General features: G+C 69.5%; 16 protein-coding genes. 3 read left to right on the plus strand and 13 right to left on the minus strand.

The window, feature by feature from the left end:
- Window positions 1–157: 157 nt before the first annotated feature.
- The 9 genes from KCH87_RS45725 to KCH87_RS45765 all read right to left on the minus strand — a co-directional run bounded on the left by KCH87_RS45725 (window position 158) and on the right by KCH87_RS45765 (window position 12,897).
- Window positions 158–1,825: an Ig-like domain-containing protein gene (locus KCH87_RS45725; protein ID WP_210593898.1), complete on the minus strand. Its 1,668-nt coding sequence runs from the start codon at window positions 1,823–1,825 to the stop codon at window positions 158–160.
- Window positions 1,826–1,952: 127 nt separating this feature from the next.
- Complete coding sequence (locus KCH87_RS45730) at window positions 1,953–2,927, minus strand: hypothetical protein (protein ID WP_210593899.1); 975 nt, start codon at window positions 2,925–2,927, stop codon at window positions 1,953–1,955.
- 246 nt (window positions 2,928–3,173) lie between these two features.
- A complete protein-coding gene (locus KCH87_RS45735) occupies window positions 3,174–5,648 on the minus strand; it encodes a hypothetical protein (protein ID WP_210593900.1) in 2,475 nt (824 codons plus the stop codon).
- Window positions 5,648–7,342: a phosphate ABC transporter substrate-binding protein PstS gene (gene pstS / locus KCH87_RS45740; RefSeq protein WP_210593901.1), complete on the minus strand. Its 1,695-nt coding sequence runs from the start codon at window positions 7,340–7,342 to the stop codon at window positions 5,648–5,650. The genes KCH87_RS45735 and pstS overlap by 1 nt, the downstream gene beginning before the upstream one ends.
- Complete coding sequence (pstA, locus tag KCH87_RS45745) at window positions 7,339–8,601, minus strand: phosphate ABC transporter permease PstA (RefSeq protein ID WP_210593902.1); 1,263 nt, start codon at window positions 8,599–8,601, stop codon at window positions 7,339–7,341. Before pstA ends, pstS begins: the two co-directional genes overlap by 4 nt.
- A gap of 90 nt (window positions 8,602–8,691) precedes the next feature.
- Window positions 8,692–9,696 carry a phosphate ABC transporter permease subunit PstC gene (gene pstC, locus KCH87_RS45750; RefSeq protein ID WP_308299076.1) on the minus strand — a complete coding sequence of 335 codons (1,005 nt, stop codon included), beginning with the start codon at window positions 9,694–9,696 and terminating at the stop codon, window positions 8,692–8,694.
- 127 nt (window positions 9,697–9,823) lie between these two features.
- The gene (locus tag KCH87_RS45755; RefSeq protein ID WP_210593903.1) at window positions 9,824–10,216 is read right to left on the minus strand and encodes a hypothetical protein; all 393 of its coding nucleotides are present in this window, start codon (window positions 10,214–10,216) and stop codon (window positions 9,824–9,826) included.
- A gap of 298 nt (window positions 10,217–10,514) precedes the next feature.
- Window positions 10,515–12,167, minus strand: coding sequence for a hypothetical protein (locus tag KCH87_RS45760; RefSeq protein WP_210593904.1), 1,653 nt, complete (start codon window positions 12,165–12,167; stop codon window positions 10,515–10,517).
- An 88-nt stretch (window positions 12,168–12,255) separates the two neighbouring features.
- Complete coding sequence (locus KCH87_RS45765; RefSeq protein WP_210593905.1) at window positions 12,256–12,897, minus strand: PH domain-containing protein; 642 nt, start codon at window positions 12,895–12,897, stop codon at window positions 12,256–12,258.
- 205 nt (window positions 12,898–13,102) lie between these two features.
- Between KCH87_RS45765 and deoC the strand changes: the two genes are divergently transcribed.
- Genes deoC through KCH87_RS45780 form a run of 3 tightly spaced genes read left to right on the plus strand, consistent with a single transcriptional unit; the run spans window position 13,103 to window position 16,384 of the window.
- Entirely contained in the window at window positions 13,103–14,053 is a 951-nt protein-coding gene (deoC, locus tag KCH87_RS45770; protein WP_210593906.1) for a deoxyribose-phosphate aldolase, read from the plus strand.
- Between the two features lie 5 nt (window positions 14,054–14,058).
- A complete protein-coding gene (locus KCH87_RS45775) occupies window positions 14,059–15,507 on the plus strand; it encodes an aldehyde dehydrogenase family protein (RefSeq protein ID WP_210593907.1) in 1,449 nt (482 codons plus the stop codon).
- Window positions 15,500–16,384 (plus strand): aldehyde dehydrogenase family protein, encoded by an 885-nt coding sequence (locus KCH87_RS45780; RefSeq protein ID WP_210593908.1) that lies wholly within the window; start codon window positions 15,500–15,502, stop codon window positions 16,382–16,384. Before KCH87_RS45775 ends, KCH87_RS45780 begins: the two co-directional genes overlap by 8 nt.
- A 184-nt stretch (window positions 16,385–16,568) precedes the next feature.
- Here KCH87_RS45780 and KCH87_RS45785 read toward each other — a convergent pair whose 3' ends face one another.
- Genes KCH87_RS45785 through KCH87_RS45800 form a run of 4 tightly spaced genes read right to left on the minus strand, consistent with a single transcriptional unit; the run spans window position 16,569 to window position 18,762 of the window.
- Window positions 16,569–17,051, minus strand: coding sequence for an NUDIX hydrolase (locus KCH87_RS45785; RefSeq protein WP_247197821.1), 483 nt, complete (start codon window positions 17,049–17,051; stop codon window positions 16,569–16,571).
- A 19-nt stretch (window positions 17,052–17,070) separates the two neighbouring features.
- Window positions 17,071–17,865, minus strand: coding sequence for an STM4013/SEN3800 family hydrolase (locus KCH87_RS45790; RefSeq protein ID WP_210593909.1), 795 nt, complete (start codon window positions 17,863–17,865; stop codon window positions 17,071–17,073).
- Window positions 17,862–18,365 carry a hypothetical protein gene (locus KCH87_RS50615; RefSeq protein ID WP_210593910.1) on the minus strand — a complete coding sequence of 168 codons (504 nt, stop codon included), beginning with the start codon at window positions 18,363–18,365 and terminating at the stop codon, window positions 17,862–17,864. The genes KCH87_RS45790 and KCH87_RS50615 overlap by 4 nt, the downstream gene beginning before the upstream one ends.
- Window positions 18,322–18,762, minus strand: a complete 441-nt coding sequence (locus KCH87_RS45800; RefSeq protein ID WP_247197822.1) for a hypothetical protein — start codon at window positions 18,760–18,762, stop codon at window positions 18,322–18,324. The genes KCH87_RS50615 and KCH87_RS45800 overlap by 44 nt, the downstream gene beginning before the upstream one ends.
- Window positions 18,763–18,877: the final 115 nt, after the last annotated feature.

Below are 18,877 nucleotides of genomic sequence, written 5' to 3' on the forward strand. Positions count from 1 at the left end.
GGGGGGGGGGGGGGGGGGGGCCGGGGGGGGGGGGGGGGGGGGGGGGGGGGGGGGGGGGGGGGGGGGGGGGGGGGGGGGCCGGGGGGGGGGGGGGGGGGGAGGGGGGGGGGGCGGGCCCGGGGGCGCGTCGGCGTGCGCCCCCGGGCCGCCCGGCCGGTCAGTGGTGCTGCGGGGTGTCGCCGCCGAAGGTCAGCAGACCCTTGCGACGCATGTGGAGGACCAGGGCCGAACCCGCGCAGAGCAGCGCGAGGGCGGTCAGGCCGATCGCGCCGACCTGGGCGCCGGTGGAGGCCATGGAGCCGCCGCCGGTACCCGAGCCGCCGGTGTCACCACCGGTGTCACCGCCCGCGGCGCCACCCGTGTCCGTGCCGCCGTCGTCGTTGCCGGCCGAGTCGGTCGCGGAGGGCTCGGGGCTCTCGGTGGGCACGTCACCGGTCGTGAACGCGAAGTCGACGGACTGGCCGTCTTCCTTGTCCTCGGCGAGGGTCAGTACGTGGTCGCCGTCCGCGATCTTCTTCGGGACGGTGAACTTGTACTCCTCGACGGTGCCCTCGGCGTTCGCCTTGGCGCCCTTGAACGTCTCCTCGCTGTCGGCGAGGGTGACCTTGACCGCGGAGTCCTTGGTGTAACCGCGGGCGGTGATGTTCACCTTCTGGCCGGGTTCGAGGTCGGGGTTCTCGTCGAGGGGGTTGCCGTCCTCGTCGGTGACTTCGAGGTCGGCGGGGTCGGTGGGGTCGGGGTCCGCCTCGTCGGTGCTGATGAAGAGGAATTGCGTGTAACGGGTGTTGTTCGTGCCGCTCTCCGCGAAATTCAGGGCCGTGTCACCGCTGATGGACTGGTCCGGGACCGTGTACGCGTAGTCCACGACCTTGCCCTCGGCGTTCACGGTCGCGTCCGGGAGCTGCGTGCTGGTCCCCGGGGACTGAGTCACCTTGGCGGTGGCCCCCGGCGCGAAGCCCTGGATCGTGATCCTCACCGACTGGCCGATGGCGAGGGTGGGCTTGGCCCCGAGGGCCTTTCCATCGGCGTCCTTGGCGGTGACCACGTACTCGATTCTCGGGGACGCACTGCCCTCTGCCGTGCTGTAGGCGTCGGCGTCCGTGGGCGTGAAGACGGCCTGGTACTGGTGAGTTCCGCCGATCGCGGGCGCCTTGACCGTCAGCTCGGCCTTGCCGCCGGTGACGTCGGCCTTGCCGAGCGACGCGCCACCGGTCGTGAACTCGACGGAGCCTGCCGCTCCGGCGGGGTTCACCGTGGCGCTGAGCTTGAGGTCCCCGCCCACGGCGACTCCGGAGGCCGCGGTCACGGAGAGGCTCGTGGCCTGCTGCTGGAGCAGGGTCCAGGTGTCGCCCGTGACACCGACCTTGGCGAGGAACCGGTCAGCGGTCGCACTGGTACCGCAGTTCAGGGTCAGGGTGTATGTGCCGTCGTAGGGGCCGGTGCCGCCGATCGCGGCCTGAAGGCTCGGGTAGGCCGGCTGCGCCTTGAGGTCCACTGTGAACGGAGCCGTACCGACCGGAACCTTTGCCACGGACGTGGCCAGCGCAAGCCCTGCGGGGACGCTCGGCTTGACCAGTCTCAGAACGGCCGTGTGCGGACTGCTCGGGCTAGCCGGGTCCGGGCAACCGGCGCTCGACGTGACCGACGTGGCCATGGGGGAGTCCGAGATCTTTCCCGTGGCCGGTGTGAGCGTGAACTTGCCCAGATCCGTGGCCGCGTTGGCCTTGCCCGAGAAGGCGAGGATCCCGGCCAGGGCGGCGCAGAGCAGTGCACAGCATGTCAACAGCGACACCGGTGATCTGAGTTGTGCCAGACGGTGGTTCATGTGGTGGTCCCCCCGAGGGGTTCGGTTGTGGACGGGTCGTCAGCGTTCGGCCAAGGGAATGCCGGAACATGCCGTGGAGCCGGGCACCCGATGGGTGCCCGGCCGTTGTGCGGTTACCGCGTGGTGATCAGCGCTCGGCCTGGAAGGCCTGGGCGCCGCACTCGGTCTCGAGGCTGCCGAAGCCGTAGGTGGTGATGACGTCCTCCGCCGCGCAGACCTTCGAGCCGGAGCCCACGAAGGTCTGCGAGACCGTGGCGTCGGTCAGCTTGCTGGTCGGGACGACGTTGTAGACGTCACGGGCCAGCGGGAACGAGACGTTCAGCGCGCCGCCCGTGCGCGGGGCGACACCGTTGATGCTGCCGAGGACGGCGTCACCCAGACGGGGCTCGACGACGAGGTTCTCCTGGGCGATGTACTGGGCCACGGAGAAGGGAACGATGTCGCCCGCGCTGTCCAGCACGGTGCCGTCGTTCTCCTGGACACCCTGCTGGACGCAGGAGCCGGGGGTCGTGACGTTGATGGACTGGAGGAAGAACTGCCGGGTGCCGGAGTTGGCCTGCGGCAGGATCGGGGTGAGCGCGACGCCGTCGAGCGACGTCGTGTTGCACTCGTAGATCGACTTGAGCTCAGCCGTGGTGAGGTTGTCGCGCAGGCCGCTGGTGGACGGCTTCCCCCAGGTGACCGCGTCCTTGGCGTACTTGATCCAGGTCAGGTCCGTGGTGGACGTGTCCACCGGGCCGCGCGAGGAGCGGGCGAAATCGAAGCAGCCGGTGGTGTTGTCCACGGCGGCACGCAAGGCGTCGATGCCGGCCGAAGAGCCGTTGGGCCGCGCGATGTTGGTGCAGGCGGCCGTCGACTTGGTCGTGATCGTGGAAGAGCCCGTGGCGTTCCAGGAAGCGACGATCTTGCCGTTGGCGTTCGTGACGACCTCGCCGAGACCGTTCACCACGTCCTGGGTGGTGTCGGAACCGCCACCGGCCAGCTGACGGAGATCGGTGACCGGGGTGGGGTCCGCGTAGGCGGCGGGAGCGGCCAGGGCACCCAGGCCGAGGGCAACAGCACCGATACCGGCACCAATACGCATGCGGGACTTGACGTTCACTTCGGTTCTCCTCCGTGGGAACGGATCGAGGAAAGGACGTACAAGCAAATCCGGATTCTCTTTCGCCACCGACCCGTCGGCCGGTCGCCGAGAACAATTCCCCAGACTCACTCGGGTGGCCACTAATTCCGGCCGCTGATCAGGTTACGAATCCGTTTCCTAAGTGACTCCAAGGGAATTCACGAAACGGTGTGCGGAATCCCCGGAACCATTTATGTCCCGGGGAATCCCGCTGACGCGGATCGGTCAGCCGCCACCGGCCGCCCGGCGGGCGGAGAGCCGCAACATGACCGGACCGGCCAACGCGGCGACCCCGCCCGCGATGAGCACGCCGAGCAGCACCCAGCGGATCAGTCCGAGCACCTCCGAGGGCGTGAGGCCGCCGGACTGGGCCACGTTCTGCTTCGCCGGGTCCGTCTCGGACGCGCCGGGCGGGGAAGTGCCCGCCCCGCCCGCGCCCGCGTCGGTCCCGCCGGCGGCCGCTCCGGCCGAGTCGCCGCCGGTCAGGCCACCGCTGTCGGTACCGCCGTCGAGGCCGCCCGTCGTACCGCCGCCACCGCCGTCCAGGTCGTCGCCCGGTCCCGGCGCGTCGGCGTCCGGGGACTCCGGGGAATTCGGCACGCCCTTCTCCAGCCGGTCGGCGGCCTGCTGTGCCTGCTGACGCATCGCGGTGGGCAGCGGGGCGTACCCGTAAGGGAGTTGGCCCTTGGCCGTGCCCGGTGTCTGGCCCTTGCCGGCCGCGTAGCGGATCACGTCGGCGTAGTCCTGCCGTACGTCCTTGGCCTGGTCGACCGAGGCCGCCGCGTACACCACGGCGGCCAGCGGATAGGCGCCGTCCTTCATCTTGGCGGGGTCGGTCGCCTTGACGCCGGCCACGTCCGAGCCGGGCATCTGGGCGACCGCCTTGAGCAGGGACGCGTCGTTCGGCTTGATGTACTCGCCGTCGGCGTTCGGCAGGGCAGCGGTACCCAGCCGGTAACGCACGGCGGACGCGTTGTCCACGACGCCGAACGCGCGTTGCTCTGTCGAAGCCGGTCGACCGAGGAGCGTCATTTTCGTCACGCGGTTGGTCGTATTGCACTCGACGGCGGCTCCGATGTCACCGCGACGGATCTTCAGAGCCCCTTCGTGGAAATCGGTCGCATAGGGGACCACGTCCTGCCCGGTGCGGTCGAACGTGCCTCCGTCCCCGTTGCACTTCAAAGTCGTGGGCGTGAGGTCTGCCTTGGGGAAGAAATCCAGGGAATCCGAGATCACCCCGTCCTTGTACTCGGGGTTGACCGTCATACCCCAGGGGTCCTTTTTACCTTCAACGAACTCCCGAGCATCACGGTCGGCGAGAATGTATTCCCACATCAAGCGAGCGGAGTCGGAGTTGTCCGAAGGCACGACCAGACCCAACGGCGACAGATTGAGCACCCTCGCAAGGTCTTCCAGGCCGGGGTTGATCCGCTGGAATTCAGGGTCCATTCCGATCGACCACGGATTTCCCGTGAGGTACTCGGGAATACCATCGACCGGCTGGGCCAGGCTGTAGGGGTACGACTGGGTGAGCACCTTGGCGAGCAGCCGTTGATTGAGCTTGACCTCCTTCAGCGGCAGCTTCTGATACGCCCCACCCTCCAGATGGTCGTACATCCAGACAAAGCCGACAGTGAGTCCGCTGACCGCGACAGGTGCCTGCACCACGTTCGCGCCCCCCGCGGCCGCCGGAACGGGATCCACCGTGAGTCCCAGCCCCGTCGTGTCGCTCGGAGCCGTAGCAACCTCCCGGCCGTGCAGCTCACTGGACTGAGTGAACGTGAACCGGTGCGTTCCGGTCCTGCACAGCTCGGACTGCCACGACGTGATCGCGTCGGTGGCCAGCTCGGAGCCTTCGATCCCACGCTCCGGCTTGTCCGGGTCGCAGCTGTCGGTGACCGGCTCGAAGCCGAGGCGGAAGACGATGCGCTGGTTCCAGTTGGTCTGGCTCAGCGCCGAGGTGGTCAACGGGAGGTTGCTGCCCGAGTTGCCATTGGTCTCGTGCTCGCCCCTCGGCACGACGACCAGCCAGCAGGGCCGGATCTCCTTCGCCGACGTGGTGCGCGCCCCACAGCCCAGGTGAGGAGACTCCAGCGAGGACTTCACCTCGAAGACCGCCTCGCCGCCGCCGTTGCCGTCATTGGGCAGCCACGGAAGGGCGTTGGTGTCTCCCGGAGTGAAGTAGGTGAAGTCACGGGACGACGTGGTCTCGGGCCCTTCCACCGGCCGGAACGGCACATACGGGCCGACGCCGGGTACTGTCGCGTGGTCCGTCTCCAGGGGGTCCGTCGTGGGATCGACCGACCGCAGGCCGCCCGGTTGCGCGTTGGCGTCCGCGCCGTACTCGCACTGAGTCCGCGACGGCCCGGCCTGCGCATCGTCACCCCAGCACTGCATAATCTGAAGGAAGTTCTGGGCCTTTTCCGGTGCGGGCTTCCCGCCCGTCCAAGTGACCCGAACACCCTGCCCCCGCAGCCCCTCCGTCTGATGGACGGTGACCTTCAGGCCGGAGAAGTCGTCGTACTTCCCCTTGGCGCCGCTCTTGGTCACCGAGGAGTCGTCGGCCGCGGCGGCCTGCGCCTGGTCCGCCCCCGCCGGCAGCGGCAGCAACGCGATCAGCACGGCGGTGAGCAGACATCCGACGCCCGCGGTCACCCGACCCCGGCGCCCGCGGGGCATCCGTATCGTCAGCCCTCTCATCACAACTCCCCTTTACGGCGCGTACGTGCCGCCAGCACCCGCGCGGTGAGCGGCGGTCCGATGACCACCGCGACGAGCAGTACGGCCGACAGGGCCATCAGGGCGCTGCGCATCCCGAGCGCACTGTCGGAGGCGAGGCTCACGGGATTCGCGGCAACGGACGTGTCGCCCGTGCCCGCCCCGTCGCTGATCAGCTCACCGGTGTCCGGGTCGATGACGCCCCCGGTGGAACCGTCGGTCGCGGCGGCGCTCTCCGTGGAGTCGGGCTTGCCGTCGCCGTCGGTGTCGGTTCCGCCGGTGCCGCCGCCCGTACCGCCGGAGCCCCCGGACCCGCCGGTGCCGCCGGAGCCGGCCCCGCCGGAGCTGGAGCCGCCGTTCGCGCCCGGCTTCACCGTGGTGGGATCCTTGGCGCCGCCCGTGCCGTCGCCGCACTGCGTCGGCCCCTTCTTGTCGCAGTCCTTGGGGAACGGCGCGTTCTTGACGAGCGTGTTGGTGCCGCCCGAGAAGGTGGGGTTGCGGCAGTCGTTGATGTTGATGGAACCCGTGGGTGCGCCCGGCACCTTGCGGATCTGGTCGAAGCCCGCCTGGACGAGGTTCTTCGGCAGCGGCGAGTAGCCCAGCCGGTCCGCCTGCTGCTGGCCGTCGCAGAGGAAGTAACGGGCGAACGTGCCGAGCGAGTTGCCCTTGGCCTTGGTGAAGCCGGACTCCTCCTTCGTCGGCAGGATCATGTAGCTGTAGCTGGACAGCGGGTAGGTGCGGGAGTCGGCATTCCTGTAGACCCCGTCGAGGATCTGCGTCAGGTAGTTGACGGACCGCTTGTTCTGGTTGATCCCGGCCTTGGTGAGGGCCACCGCCACGCTGGCCGCGGTGGGCTCGACGTAGTAGTTGTCCTTGTTGAGCACCTTGGCGACGGGGAAGCCGGTGTTCTTGGCGTAGGAGTACTCGACGTAGGTGATCGCGCCCTCGCCGGAGGGCTGGCGCACATGGCCGGAGACGCCGAGCGAGCCGGACTTGGAGACCATCGCGGAGCCGCTGAGCAGCGGGTAGTTGGAGGTCTGTCCGCAGTTGCCGCTGCCGCGCCCGGTGCGGCCGCAGTAGTCGCTCCAGATGCCGCCCTGCTCCTTGGACATCCAGGTGGTGAACTGGGCGCTGGTGCCGGAGCCGTCGGAGCGGACCACGGGGACGATGGCCCGGGCCGGCATGGTCAGGCCCGGGTTGTCGCCGGCGATCGCGGCGTCGTTCCAGCGGGTAATCTTCCCGGTGAAGATCTTGGCGATGGTGGCACCGGAGAGGCGCAGGTTGGTGACCATCTTGCCGTTGATCTTGAGGTTGTACATGAACGCCGTACCACCGGCCACGATCGGCATGTAGGCGTAGCCGCGCCGCGGCGGCTGGTCCGTGATGCCCTGCTCCTTGAGGCCGTAGGGGATCTCGGAGACCGCGAAGTCGACGGTGTTGTTCTTGAACTGCTCACGGCCCTGCGAGGAGCCGTTGGCCGTGAAGTTGACCGTCATGCCGTAGTTGGCCTTGACGTTACGGACCCACTGTTGGACGGCGTTGGCGCTCCAGGTCGAGCCCGAGCCGGTGATCTTGGCGTAGGAGGCAGCTGCGGCAGGGGGTGTCTGGACGGCCGACAAGGCGCACAGCAATGACAGCACGATGGCCGCCAGACGGAAACGAGTGGCGGGTTTCACTGCGAACTCCCGGGTTGCGTACGGATGGTGGGGTGCGGGGCGGGAAGAGAAGGAGCCGAGCGTTCGGCGAAGCGACGCGCGTCACGCTTCGAGGCGAGCACACGGCGGTGCTCCTGACGGCGCGTCAACTGGCCCGGGCCGCGACCGCCGAGGATGCGGGCGGCGATGAACAGCATCAGCACCAGCGCCATGAGCAGAGCCGCCGTACCGAAGCCGCGGGAGATCATCGTGGGCTCGGGCGACTTGACGAACTCGAAGGTGGCGAGCGGCAGGGAGACCATCGGGCCGTGCAGTGGGTCGAGGTTGAGCTCGTTGGTGAAGCCCGCGGTCAGCAGCACCGGCGAGGTCTCGCCGATACCGCGCGCGGTGCCGAGGATGACGGAGGTGGTGAGGCCGGAGCGGCAGGTCGGCAGGACGACGTGCCAGACCGTGCGCCAGCGGCTCGTCCCCATCGCGTACGCCGCCTCGCGCAGTGTGCCGGGCACCAGCCGGATGACGACGTCGGCGGCCCGGATGATGATCGGCAGCATCATCACCGAGAGGGCGAGGGACGCGGCGAGGCCTGACTGGTCCAGGCCCAGGCCCACGATCGCGGTCGCGTAGATGAACAGGCCCGCGACGATCGACGGCAACGCTGTCATCGCCTCGACGATGGTGCGTACGAACCGGGCGAAGGGACCCGGCACTTCGGTGAGGAACACCGCGCAGATGAGCCCGGCGGGCACGGTGATCACCAACGCGATCACGATCATGATCAGAGTGCCGGCCGCGGCATGCAGCGCTCCGCCCACACTGAGCGGCTCCAGCGGGCCCGCCAGCTCCATGTCCTCGGTGAAGAAGTTGAGGTGGACCAGCGCCTTGCGGCCCTCGACCAGCGCGTAGAACACCACGAACGCGAGGATCACCACGAGCAGCACGCCCATCGACCGCACCACGGCCGCCGCGATGCGGTCGACGATCGCGGGTCCGTCCTCGTCGAAGGAGACCAGCAGGGCGTAGATCAGCAGGAAGATCCCGTACGCCATCACGACGAAGCCGACCGCGCCGTTGAAGGGCAGGAACCAGCCGAACAGCAGCCAGGTCAGCGACAGCGCGGAGGCGGCGGCGCCGAGCATGGCGTACACGTCGGTGCCGCGCAGCTGGACGAGGGCGCGGCGGCGTTCTCCGCCCGGTTCGGTGCCGCGTGGTGTACCCGGCAGCGTGGTGCGCGGACGGCCGGTCGCCTGACGCGCGCCGGGCGCTTCAGGGGCAACGGTCATGGTCGCTCATTCCTGTGTGCGTAAGGGATGCGGGCCGCGTGGGGGTCGGCCGCGAAAGCGGAAGAGAGGGACGGCCGAGGAGGCCGTACGTCACGCGTCGCTCGCCGCACCCGAGCGGGAGCGGGCCACGATGGACGAGGCGGCGAAGTTGACGACCAGCGTCATGAGGAACAGCGCGAAGCCCGCGGCCATCAGCGCGGACATGCCGAACTGGGTGGCCTCGCCGTAGCGCAGGGCGATCAGCGAGGAGACCGAGCTGGTGCCGGACTGGAGGACATGCCACTGGATGTCGAAGGTCAGCGAAATGATCATGAAGATCGCGATGGTCTCGCCGAGCGCACGGCCGAGGCCGAGCATCGTGCCGCCGATCATGCCGCCCTTGCCGAACGGGATGACGACGCTGCGGATCATGCCCCAGCGGGTCGCGCCGAGCGCATAGGCGCCCTCGCGTTCACCGGCGGGGGCCTGGGAGAAGACCTCGCGCATGATCGAGCAGATGATCGGCGCGATCATCATGCCGACGACCAGTCCCGCGATGAACGTCGAGGACGTGTAGATGCTCTCGGGGGCGAGCGGGTCGTTCGGGTCGGCGCCCCGCACGTCGAAGACCGGGATCCAGCCGAAGTAGGCGGAGATCCAGCGGGCGGTGGGCAGCACCTTGTCCTGGAGGAAGAACACCCCCCACAGGCCGTAGACGACGGACGGCACGGCGGCCATCAGGTCGACCACACTGATCAGCGTCTGCCGCAGGCGCGGCGAGGCGTACTCGGAGATGTACAGCGCCGCGCCCGTGGCCAGCGGCACGGCCACGAGGACCGCGATGGCCGCGATCAGAACGGTGCCGACGAGCACGGCCGCGATACCGAACTTCCCGCCGCCCGGCGCCCATTCGGAGGTCGTCAGGAACGACCAGCCGGCGTCCTCCAGCGCCAGCCACGCCCGGTACAGCAGAAAGCCGCCCACCAGCAGCATCACGGCCAGCACAAAGCCGCCGCCGGACCGCAGCACCGTACGGAACACGCGGTCGGGCAGCGCGGGATCGGCGTACAGCCGTCTCGGTACGTCGGTGTCGCCGACGCCCGCCGTCACGGTCACGGGCTGCGGCTGTCTGGTTCTTCTCAGCGAAGGCACGTTTCAGACACTCCGTGCCATCGATTGACATGCCCATCCCGATGGGTGAACGAGAGGTTCCCTGGGGGCAACTTCCGTTACATCCGGCTGCTCACGTCTCGCCCCATAACTCCGGTCCCGCGTGGCCCAGTTCGGGCAGCATCGCGCGAAACCGGTCGTAGGAGGACCGGCAGGTGGCGTGGCGTTCGTAGGTGCGCGCGGAGCCGGCCAGATGTTTGCCGGCCCGGTCCCAGATCACCCACACCCAGCCACCCTCCGTGCTGTGCTGGATTCCACCGCCCGTCTCGGCGTGCCGCGCGCACAGCCGGACGAACGCGTCCCTGCACCGCGCGTGCGAATCATGCGAGGTCAATGACACCGCGACCGAGCGCCCGTTGGGCGCCACAAGCCGCCAGCCGAAACCACCCTCTCCATTGATGTCGATCTGACATCTCATTCCCACGATCGCGACGGCAGGTCTTGCCGCCCCGCCGGACCGATCCATCTCCCCACCCCCACCGCCCGTCGAAAAGTGAAACCTGCGGCGCTCTGTCACGAGACGTGAAAATCCGCAGGTACGGCGCTATGGACGGCAGTAGCAAATCTACTGAGACGGCTGTGAACGCGAACGGACAAAAGCAACTGCCGGTCGCACGCTTCATGTTGAAGTATCCCCTAGGTAACCCCTAGGACAGACACAGAGAAAGCGCTCGCTGAGCGGGCAGGACAACGTTGCCAATACCGGTCGGAACCGCTCCCATAGGGTCACTTGGGGGGCCAAGTGGGCACTCTTCAACGGCCGTTCAGGGCAGCAGCACCAACGCCGCCGCCCACCCCGCGCCCAGCACCGCGGCGAGCGGCCACAGCGGCAGCCCCCGCTGCCGTGCCCCGCTCACGCCGGTCGGCCGCAGCGCGGGGTCCTGCCACATGGCGGTGATCTCGGCGGCCGTCCGTTCGTACGGATGGACCAGCCCGATCCTCCGCTCCAGCCACGGCCAACGGGGCGTGCGCACGGTCCACTGCGGGAAGGCGGTCCGGTAGCTGTCCACGGTCAGCTCGGTGCCCTTGCACCGGACGACCCGGATGTGGTCCCAGCCGATGTGGTGCGTCCTCCTGAGTCCGTTGATCCACAGCCCCTCGGCGTCGGCGGTGATACGCCAGGCGAGCATGGGCGGCAGCAGGAGGGCGCCGATGAGGCCGAGAACGCCGCCGATGACGTACCGGAACGCACCACTCTCACCGTGGATGCCGTAGTAACCCCACATCACGACCATGGAGACGACCAGTACATCGAGGCTGCCCGCGCGCCATCGCCGTACGGCCCCGGTCCCCGTGCCCGCACCGACGGCCGCGGCGGCGGCCCGCCCCCGCTCGGCGTACGCCTCCGTGCGCTTCTCCTTTGCGAGCCGGCGCCGTATCGCACCGTGCGTCACGAGCCGCACGGGCCCGGTGGACCACTCCGTCACGGGCGGCTCACCGGGCTCCTCGGCGGCGCTGACGAGGGCGACTTCGGCGCCGTCGTAGGGCAGGCCGTGGAGGACGGCTTCGCGGAGGGGGCCGGGCTGGTCGCTCCCGAGCCGTTCGAGGATTTCCTCCAGGTCTTCCTCGTCGTCATCGTCATCGTCATCGTCATCGTCATCGTCGGAATCGTCGTCCATTTCCGATACGGCGACGGTGAACAGCGGCCGCAGTGCCATCACGTCGTCGGCCGCGAAGACCTCCGCGTCCACCTCCGCGTTCTCCCGCACCAGCACCCGCAGCACCGGCACCGGCCCTCCGCGCAGACGAGCGGCCCGTCTCCGGCCCAGCACTCCGGAGAGCAGCACGGTGGCGCCGAGCCCGGCCACGTACCAGCCGAGGGCGGGGACGGCCTGCCGGTCGTCGGCCAGGTCGATGAGCCCGCCGAGACCGGCCGGTACGGCACCGAGGACGAGCAGCACGAGCCCGGCCCCGGCGAGGAACCGCCCCCGCTTCAGCCGCCCGCCGGTATCCGGCAGCACTGCCGTGACTCCCCCGGCCGCGGCGCGGGCCGCCTGCCGCTGCCGCGTCCGCCGGGCCATCCGCAGCAGCGCGGCCGGCCAGGTCAGTACGACGGCCAGGACGACCGGCACAGCCACGCCGTACGGCAGTCCCGACTGCGGGACGAGGACGAGCACGATCAGAACGGGCGCGGAGAACCGTACGACCTCGGGCCGCACCAGCACCCAGACGAGATGCAGCGCCACCAGCGCGGCGACCCACGAACGCAGGTCCGCCCACACGGCCGGCGAGCCGGCGACCAGCACACCGGCCACAACCGTCGCCGGAACCGACCGCTCCCCCGGCCGCACGGGAACCCAGCGCGGCGGAAACGCCTGCGTCCAGCGGCGCGCCTGCTCACCGTCCCAGTCGGGACAGCCATCGGGCAGGGCGGCGGCGGGCAGCGGGAGCGGCTGCCCGTGACTCGTCGTGCTCATCGTCTCCCAGACACTCGGATCACCCAGACGCTCGGACCACGTGGACGCAGAGCATGTCGAACAAACCTGTGAACCCGAGGCCGAGAGGTCAGCCCACCGCCAGCAGAATCGCCAGCAGCACGGCCCCGGCCGCCGCGGGACCCACGATCTCGTACGCCCAGCGCACGGCGGCCTCGCCCTGTGCGCTCTCCGCCGTCTCCCGTGCCTCCAGCAGCTCGCGCAGGTCGTCCATGGCCTGGTCGCTCGCCGCACGGGTCGGGCCGTCCGGCGCGGAACCGCTCCGCGCGATGCCTCGGGTGGAGTCCTCGCCGCGTGCCATCGCCCGGGCCTCGTGCCGGGCCGCCCTCTTGCGGGCGCGCAGTGAGACCGGGATGGCCCAGAGCTGGAACTTGGTGCCGGACCGGTCGACGACCTCGTTCGAGTAGCCGGAGCGCAGCGAGGCGATCTGCCCCCAGGGCAGCACGATCACGCGGAAGGGGTTGCGGATGCGCAGCCGGTCCTCGTTCACGTACACGGCGGGGCGCACGGTGAAGGCGACGATCAGCGGCACGACGAGGATCATCGTCGCGAGCGCCAGCCAGGGGGTGCGGCCGTTGCCCTGGACCAGGGCGTCGATGCCGAGCCAGGCGACGAGGGCCAGCAGGAGTACGCCGCCGGCGATGCCGCCGGAGGACCGGAAGACGCGGTCCTTGGAGTCTGCGGCGGTTGGCTGGGGGTCCGGGGTCGTCATACCCCTGATTCTGCCTCAGCGTGGTGCTGGGGGTTCTATGCGCCCAGGCGCCGTGGGAGATCTGTCCGTACGCGGGTGCGGGTTCGTTGTGGCTTGTCGCGCAGTTCCCCGCGCCCCTTAGGTGGGATCACCGCCCGGCGCCATCAAGAACCGTCCACTCGGGCTGTACAGCCGCTACGCGCGTAGATATGCTCGTCTGGTGACCATGCCCACCACTGCACACACCCTCACGGACGTGGCGGCCTCCGAGAGCACGCTGCGCCGGTTCCTCCACGGGCTGCCCGGCGTCGACGCGGTCGGCCTGGAGGCGCGTGCCGCCTCGCTCGGCACCCGTTCCATCAAGACGACCGCGAAGGCGTACGCCATCGACCTCGCCATCTCGATGGTCGACCTGACGACGCTGGAAGGCGCGGACACCCCGGGCAAGGTCCGGGCGCTCGGCGCCAAGGCGGTCCGCCCCGACCCGACCGACCGTACGACCCCCGCCACGGCCGCGGTCTGTGTCTACCCGGACATGGTGGCCACCGCGAAGGAGGCCGTCGCCGGCTCCTCGGTCAAGGTCGCCTCGGTCGCCACCGCCTTCCCGGCCGGCCGTGCGGCGCTGAGCGTCAAGCTGGCCGACGTGCGCGAGGCCGTCGCCGCCGGCGCCGACGAGATCGACATGGTCATCGACCGCGGGGCCTTCCTCGCGGGCAACTACATGAAGGTGTACGAGGAGATCGTCGCTGTGAAGGAGGCCTGCGGGGCGAGCGCCCGACTGAAGGTCATCTTCGAGACCGGCGAGCTGTCGACGTACGACAACATCCGCCGCGCGAGCTGGCTCGGCATGCTTGCCGGCGCCGACTTCATCAAGACCTCGACCGGCAAGGTCGCCGTCAACGCCACTCCCGCGAACACGCTCCTCATGCTGGAGGCCGTGCGCGACTTCCGTGCCCAGACCGGCGTGCAGGTGGGCGTGAAGCCGGCCGGCGGCATCCGGACGTCCAAGGACGCGATCAAGTTCCTCGTTGTGGTCAACGAGACCGCCGGCGAGGACTGGCTGGACAACCACTGGTTCCGCTTCGGCGCGTCCTCGCTCCTGAACGACCTGCTGATGCAGCGTCAGAAGCTGGCCACCGGCCGCTACTCCGGTCCCGACTACGTGACGGTGGACTGATCACCATGGCATCCACATCCGCATCCGCATTTGAATACGCGCCGGCGCCCGAGTCCCGCTCGATCGTCGACATCGCCCCGTCCTACGGCCTGTTCATCGACGGCGAGTTCGTGGAGGCGGCCGACGGCAAGGTCTTCAAGACGGTCTCGCCGTCCACCGAGGAAGTCCTCTCCGAGATCGCCCAGGCCGGTGCCGAGGACGTCGACCGCGCGGTGAAGGCCGCCCGCAAGGCCTTCGAGAAGTGGTCGGCGCTGCCCGGCTCCGAGCGGGCGAAGTATCTCTTCCGCATCGCCCGCATCATCCAGGAGCGCGCCCGCGAGCTCGCCGTCCTCGAAACCCTGGACAACGGCAAGCCCATCAAGGAGACGAGGGACGCCGACCTGCCCCTCGTAGCGGCGCACTTCTTCTACTACGCGGGCTGGGCGGACAAGCTCGGTCACGCCGGCTTCGGCACGGACCCGCGGCCGCTGGGCGTCGCCGGCCAGGTCATCCCCTGGAACTTCCCGCTTCTGATGCTGGCCTGGAAGATCGCCCCGGCGCTCGCGACGGGCAACACGGTGGTGTTGAAGCCCGCCGAGACCACCCCCCTCTCCGCCCTGTTCTTCGCGGACATCTGCCGCCAGGCCGGCCTGCCCAAGGGCGTCGTCAACATCCTTCCGGGGTACGGCGACACGGGCGCGTCCCTGGTGGCCCACCCGGACGTGAACAAGGTGGCGTTCACCGGCTCCACCGCCGTCGGCAAGGAGATCGCCCGCACGGTCGCCGGCTCGACGAAGAAGCTCACCCTCGAACTCGGCGGCAAGGGCGCGAACATCGTCTTCGACGACGCCCCGATCGACCAGGCCGTGGAAGGGATCGTCAACGGGATCTTCTTCAACCAGGGCCAGGTGTGCTGCGCGGGCAGCCGGCTGCTGGTGCAGGAGTCGATCCAGGACGAGCTGCTGGACTCGCTGAAGCGCCGGCTGTCGACGCTGCGTCTCGGCGACCCGCTGGACAAGAACACGGACATCGGCGCCATCAACTCCGCCGAACAGCTCTCGCGCATCACCTCGCTCGTCGAGCAGGGCGAGGCCGAGGGCGCCGAGCGCTGGTCCGCGCCGTGCGACATCCCCTCCTCCGGCTACTGGTTCGCGCCGACGCTCTTCACGAACGTCACCCAGGCCCACACCGTCGCCCGGGACGAGATCTTCGGCCCGGTGCTGTCCGTCCTCACCTTCCGCACCCCGGACGAGGCGGTCGCCAAGGCCAACAACACTCCGTACGGCCTGTCGGCGGGCATCTGGACCGAGAAGGGGTCGCGGATCCTCGCCGTGGCGGGCAAGCTGCGCGCGGGCGTGATCTGGTCCAACACGTTCAACAAGTTCGACCCGACCTCGCCCTTCGGCGGCTACAAGGAGTCGGGCTTCGGCCGCGAGGGCGGTCGCCACGGCCTGGAGGCGTACCTCGATGTCTGACCGACTCAACGTGCTCAAGACCTACAAGCTGTACGTCGGCGGGAAGTTCCCGCGTTCCGAGAGCGGCCGGGTGTACGAGGTGACGGACTCGAAGGGCAAGTGGCTCGCCAACGCACCGCTCTCCTCCCGCAAGGACGCCCGTGACGCGGTGGTCGCGGCCCGCAAGGCGTTCGGCGCCTGGTCCGGCGCCACGGCCTACAACCGCGGCCAGGTCCTCTACCGCATCGCCGAGATGCTGGAGGGCCGCCGCGACCAGTTCACGCGTGAAGTGGCCGACGCCGAGGGCCTGTCGAAGTCCAAGGCGGCCGTGGTCGTCGACGCGACGATCGACCGCTGGGTCTGGTACGCGGGCTGGACCGACAAGATCGCCCAGGTGGTCGGCGGCGGCAACCCGGTCGCGGGCCCCTTCTTCAACCTGTCCTCTCCCGAGCCGACGGGCGTGGTCGCGGTCCTGGCCCCGCAGGATTCCTCCTTCCTTGGCCTGGTCTCGGTGGTCGCCCCGGTGATCGCCACCGGCAACACGGCGGTCGTGGTGGCGAGCGAGAACTCCCCGCTGCCGGCGCTGTCGCTGGGCGAGGTGCTGGCCACCTCGGACCTGCCGGGCGGTGTCGTCAACGTCCTCACCGGCCGTACGGCGGAGATCGCGACGCCCCTGGCCGCGCACCAGGACGTCAACGCGATCGACCTCGCGGGCGCCGACGACATCCTGGCGAAGGAACTGGAGATCGCGGCCGCCGACAACCTCAAGCGCGTCCTGCGTCCACAGCCTGTGGATTACACGGAGACGCCGGGCACGGACCGTCTGACAGCGTTCCTGGAGACGAAGACGGTCTGGCACCCGACGGGGTCGCTGGGGGCGTCCGGCTCGTCGTACTGACGACGGGCCTCCGAAACCGGAGAGCCGCGCTTCCCCTCCGTCCAGGGAGAGCGCGGCTCTCTGCCGTGAGCCCGCGCTCAGCCTCCCAGCGGCCCCGGACGCAGGGAGGACGCAGGCCCGTCGTCTGTTTGTCGCTGGTCGCAGGCTGCGTCGCGGCCTCAGAAGGCGGGTGGTGCCTGCCGGCTCAGCCGTCGGTCGCGGGTCCCTCACTTGGCGCTCGTCTTCCTCCTACGGTGACCTGCTCGGCCAGCAACAGCGCCAGCGGGCCTCCCGGCAGCAGGAAGCGTCCCTCGGTGGCGGCCCGGATCGCGTCAGGCATCGGCCACCACATCAGCTTGAAGTCCGCTTCGCTGGGCGTGAGTTGCTGCGGACCCAAGGTGAGAGCTTCGGCAAGGAAAAGATGGATGCGGGCGGCGGAGTTCAGGGTGATGGCGTACGAGCCGAGGTGGCGCCAGGTCTGGGCGGTGACGCCGGCTTCCTCGCGCAGCTCGCGCCGCGCGCACTCTTCCGGTGTCTCGCCATCCTCCTGGCGCCCCCCGGGCAGGAACACGTACTCGCCGCCGTGCCGGGGGAATTCAGCGGTCAGGACAGCGACCATGCCGTCCGCGTCTCGGGCCACGATGACGGAGGCGTCGCACATCGCCCCCCGCTGGGATGTGTCGGTCATGGCCCGGGAGCGTAGCCGCCTACTCTGACAACGACGCCGCGAACGGCACGTTGAGCACGGTGGGGTGAGCGATGCCACGGCCGTGGTAGCCGTCCTCGCCAAAGGCGTCGCCGTGGTCGGCGCACATGATGATCAGCCATCTCTTCTTGGCGGTGAGCCCGTCGACCAGGCGGCCGAGGTGTTCGTCCGCGTACGCGAGGGCGGCGGCCTGGGATTGCCACGTGTCGTTGCTGTCCCCCACATAGTGGCCGTGGGGGACATGGGTGGCAGAGACATTGACGAACAGGAACAGCGGCCGGTCGGCGTACTGCTCGGCGACGGTCAGGGCATGGTCGGCCTGGTGGCGGGTGGAGTCGGGCTCCGGGGAGCAGAACTCGGGCCGCCAGTGGTCCTCGTAGAACATATCGGGCAGCACCGATCCGAGCTGTGTCTCCCGTGAGAAGTAGGTCACGCCGCCGACGCACGCGGTGCGGTAGCCGTGCTGGGCGAGCCCGGTGAGGAGGTTCGGCGCATCGAAGACGAACGTGCCCGCATCGACGATCTTGAACGCGGGCGGGCGGCACTCCCACCGCCGCGGCGGCTGCACGGGCTGCGGCAACTTGGGCAGGAAGCCGGAGAAGAACGCGATATGCGCGGGGAGGGTGAAGGTGCCGGGAGTGCGGCGTTCCTCCCACACCCCGCTCGGCAGGATCTTCGCCAGGTGCGGGGTCTGACCGGCGTGCAGGGTCGCGCGGGCGACGTCGTAGCGCAGGGAATCCAGGGTGACGAACAGGATGCTGGTACCGCTTCGGATGACCTCGGCCGCGTCGATCACGGCGACTCCACCAGATCGCGGCGCTCGGCGACGTGGCCCTTGGCCTGGTCGTTCACCGGGATGGGAACCCGGTCGGAGGCGATCATCTCCCGCAGCCTGGACAGACCAGTGCCCTCGGTGACCGGCTGGCCGCCGCAGTCGTAAAGGCGGATGGTAACGGTCTGCCGGTAGGCCTCGTCGGTCGTGGTCAGCAGGGCTCCAGGGACGCCCCCAAGGTGCTTCATCGCGTCCAGGAGCTGGGTTTCGTCGGCCGTTCCGAGGCTGGAGACCTGGCAGCCGAAGTGCTCGGCGTTGATGGCCCCGAGGCAGAAGCGCCGGTGGAACTCGGCCGTTGCGGGGTGGCCGTCGTGGGCCACGGCCATCTCCTGGGACCGGCTCACAACGACGAAGCAGGCCGCGACCCACCAGGCCACACCCTCGTGGATCTCGCCGGGGAACGCGCCGGCGACGCGGCCGTCACGGATGACGGTGTCGGTGTCGGTGTCGATCGGGTTGAGCACGCCTGCCCTCCAGGTTCGTGACGATGATGTCGGCCAGGTCGTCCGGGCTGCGGCCGTCGGTGGGGAGCACGACCGCGCTCGGGTCGGTCTCGGCGACGGACAGGAAGTTCTCCCTGAGCCGGTCAAGGCGGCCGGGGACGTCGAACAGGTCGGTGTCGTCCTGCTTCACGTCCGTCTTGATGCCCATCCGCTCCTTCAACGAGTTGTCGGAGCTGACGAGATAGAAGGTGGCGTCCGGCGCCACAAGGTAGGGCCGGAACGGGGCGATCAACTCGCGGACCTGGTCCAATGCGATGCGTTTGACGGCAGCGTGGCAGGCCATCACCGAGGAGGCGTACCGGTCCGCGACCACCGACCCCGTACCGAGGTGCTGCCGTACGGCGTCGGAGGCGTGCAAGAGGCCGGAGAGGTAGAACGCGAACTGCGGAATTCGCCAGCAGGCAGGCTAGCGTCGACTTCCCGACCCCTGAGACACCCTCCAGGACCACGAGCGGCCCCTGGCGGTCGTCTGT

This window comes from Streptomyces sp. GESEQ-35, from assembly GCF_017948485.1.
Taxonomy (GTDB): Bacteria; Actinomycetota; Actinomycetes; order Streptomycetales; family Streptomycetaceae; genus Streptomyces.

What these genes read in the sequence shown, in the direction of transcription:
- pstA (WP_210593902.1), bottom strand. Translation starts at nt 8,601, where the DNA reads ATGACCGTTGCCCCTGAAGCGCCCGGCGCGCGTCAGGCGACCGGCCGT.
- KCH87_RS45780 (WP_210593908.1), top strand. Translation starts at nt 15,500, where the DNA reads ATGTCTGACCGACTCAACGTGCTCAAGACCTACAAGCTGTACGTCGGC.
- KCH87_RS45725 (WP_210593898.1), bottom strand. Translation starts at nt 1,825, where the DNA reads ATGAACCACCGTCTGGCACAACTCAGATCACCGGTGTCGCTGTTGACA.
- KCH87_RS45735 (WP_210593900.1), bottom strand. Translation starts at nt 5,648, where the DNA reads ATGAGAGGGCTGACGATACGGATGCCCCGCGGGCGCCGGGGTCGGGTG.
- KCH87_RS45760 (WP_210593904.1), bottom strand. Translation starts at nt 12,167, where the DNA reads ATGAGCACGACGAGTCACGGGCAGCCGCTCCCGCTGCCCGCCGCCGCC.
- KCH87_RS45785 (WP_247197821.1), bottom strand. Translation starts at nt 17,051, where the DNA reads ATGACCGACACATCCCAGCGGGGGGCGATGTGCGACGCCTCCGTCATC.
- KCH87_RS45765 (WP_210593905.1), bottom strand. Translation starts at nt 12,897, where the DNA reads ATGACGACCCCGGACCCCCAGCCAACCGCCGCAGACTCCAAGGACCGC.
- KCH87_RS45755 (WP_210593903.1), bottom strand. Translation starts at nt 10,216, where the DNA reads ATGGATCGGTCCGGCGGGGCGGCAAGACCTGCCGTCGCGATCGTGGGA.
- deoC (WP_210593906.1), top strand. Translation starts at nt 13,103, where the DNA reads ATGCCCACCACTGCACACACCCTCACGGACGTGGCGGCCTCCGAGAGC.
- KCH87_RS45775 (WP_210593907.1), top strand. Translation starts at nt 14,059, where the DNA reads ATGGCATCCACATCCGCATCCGCATTTGAATACGCGCCGGCGCCCGAG.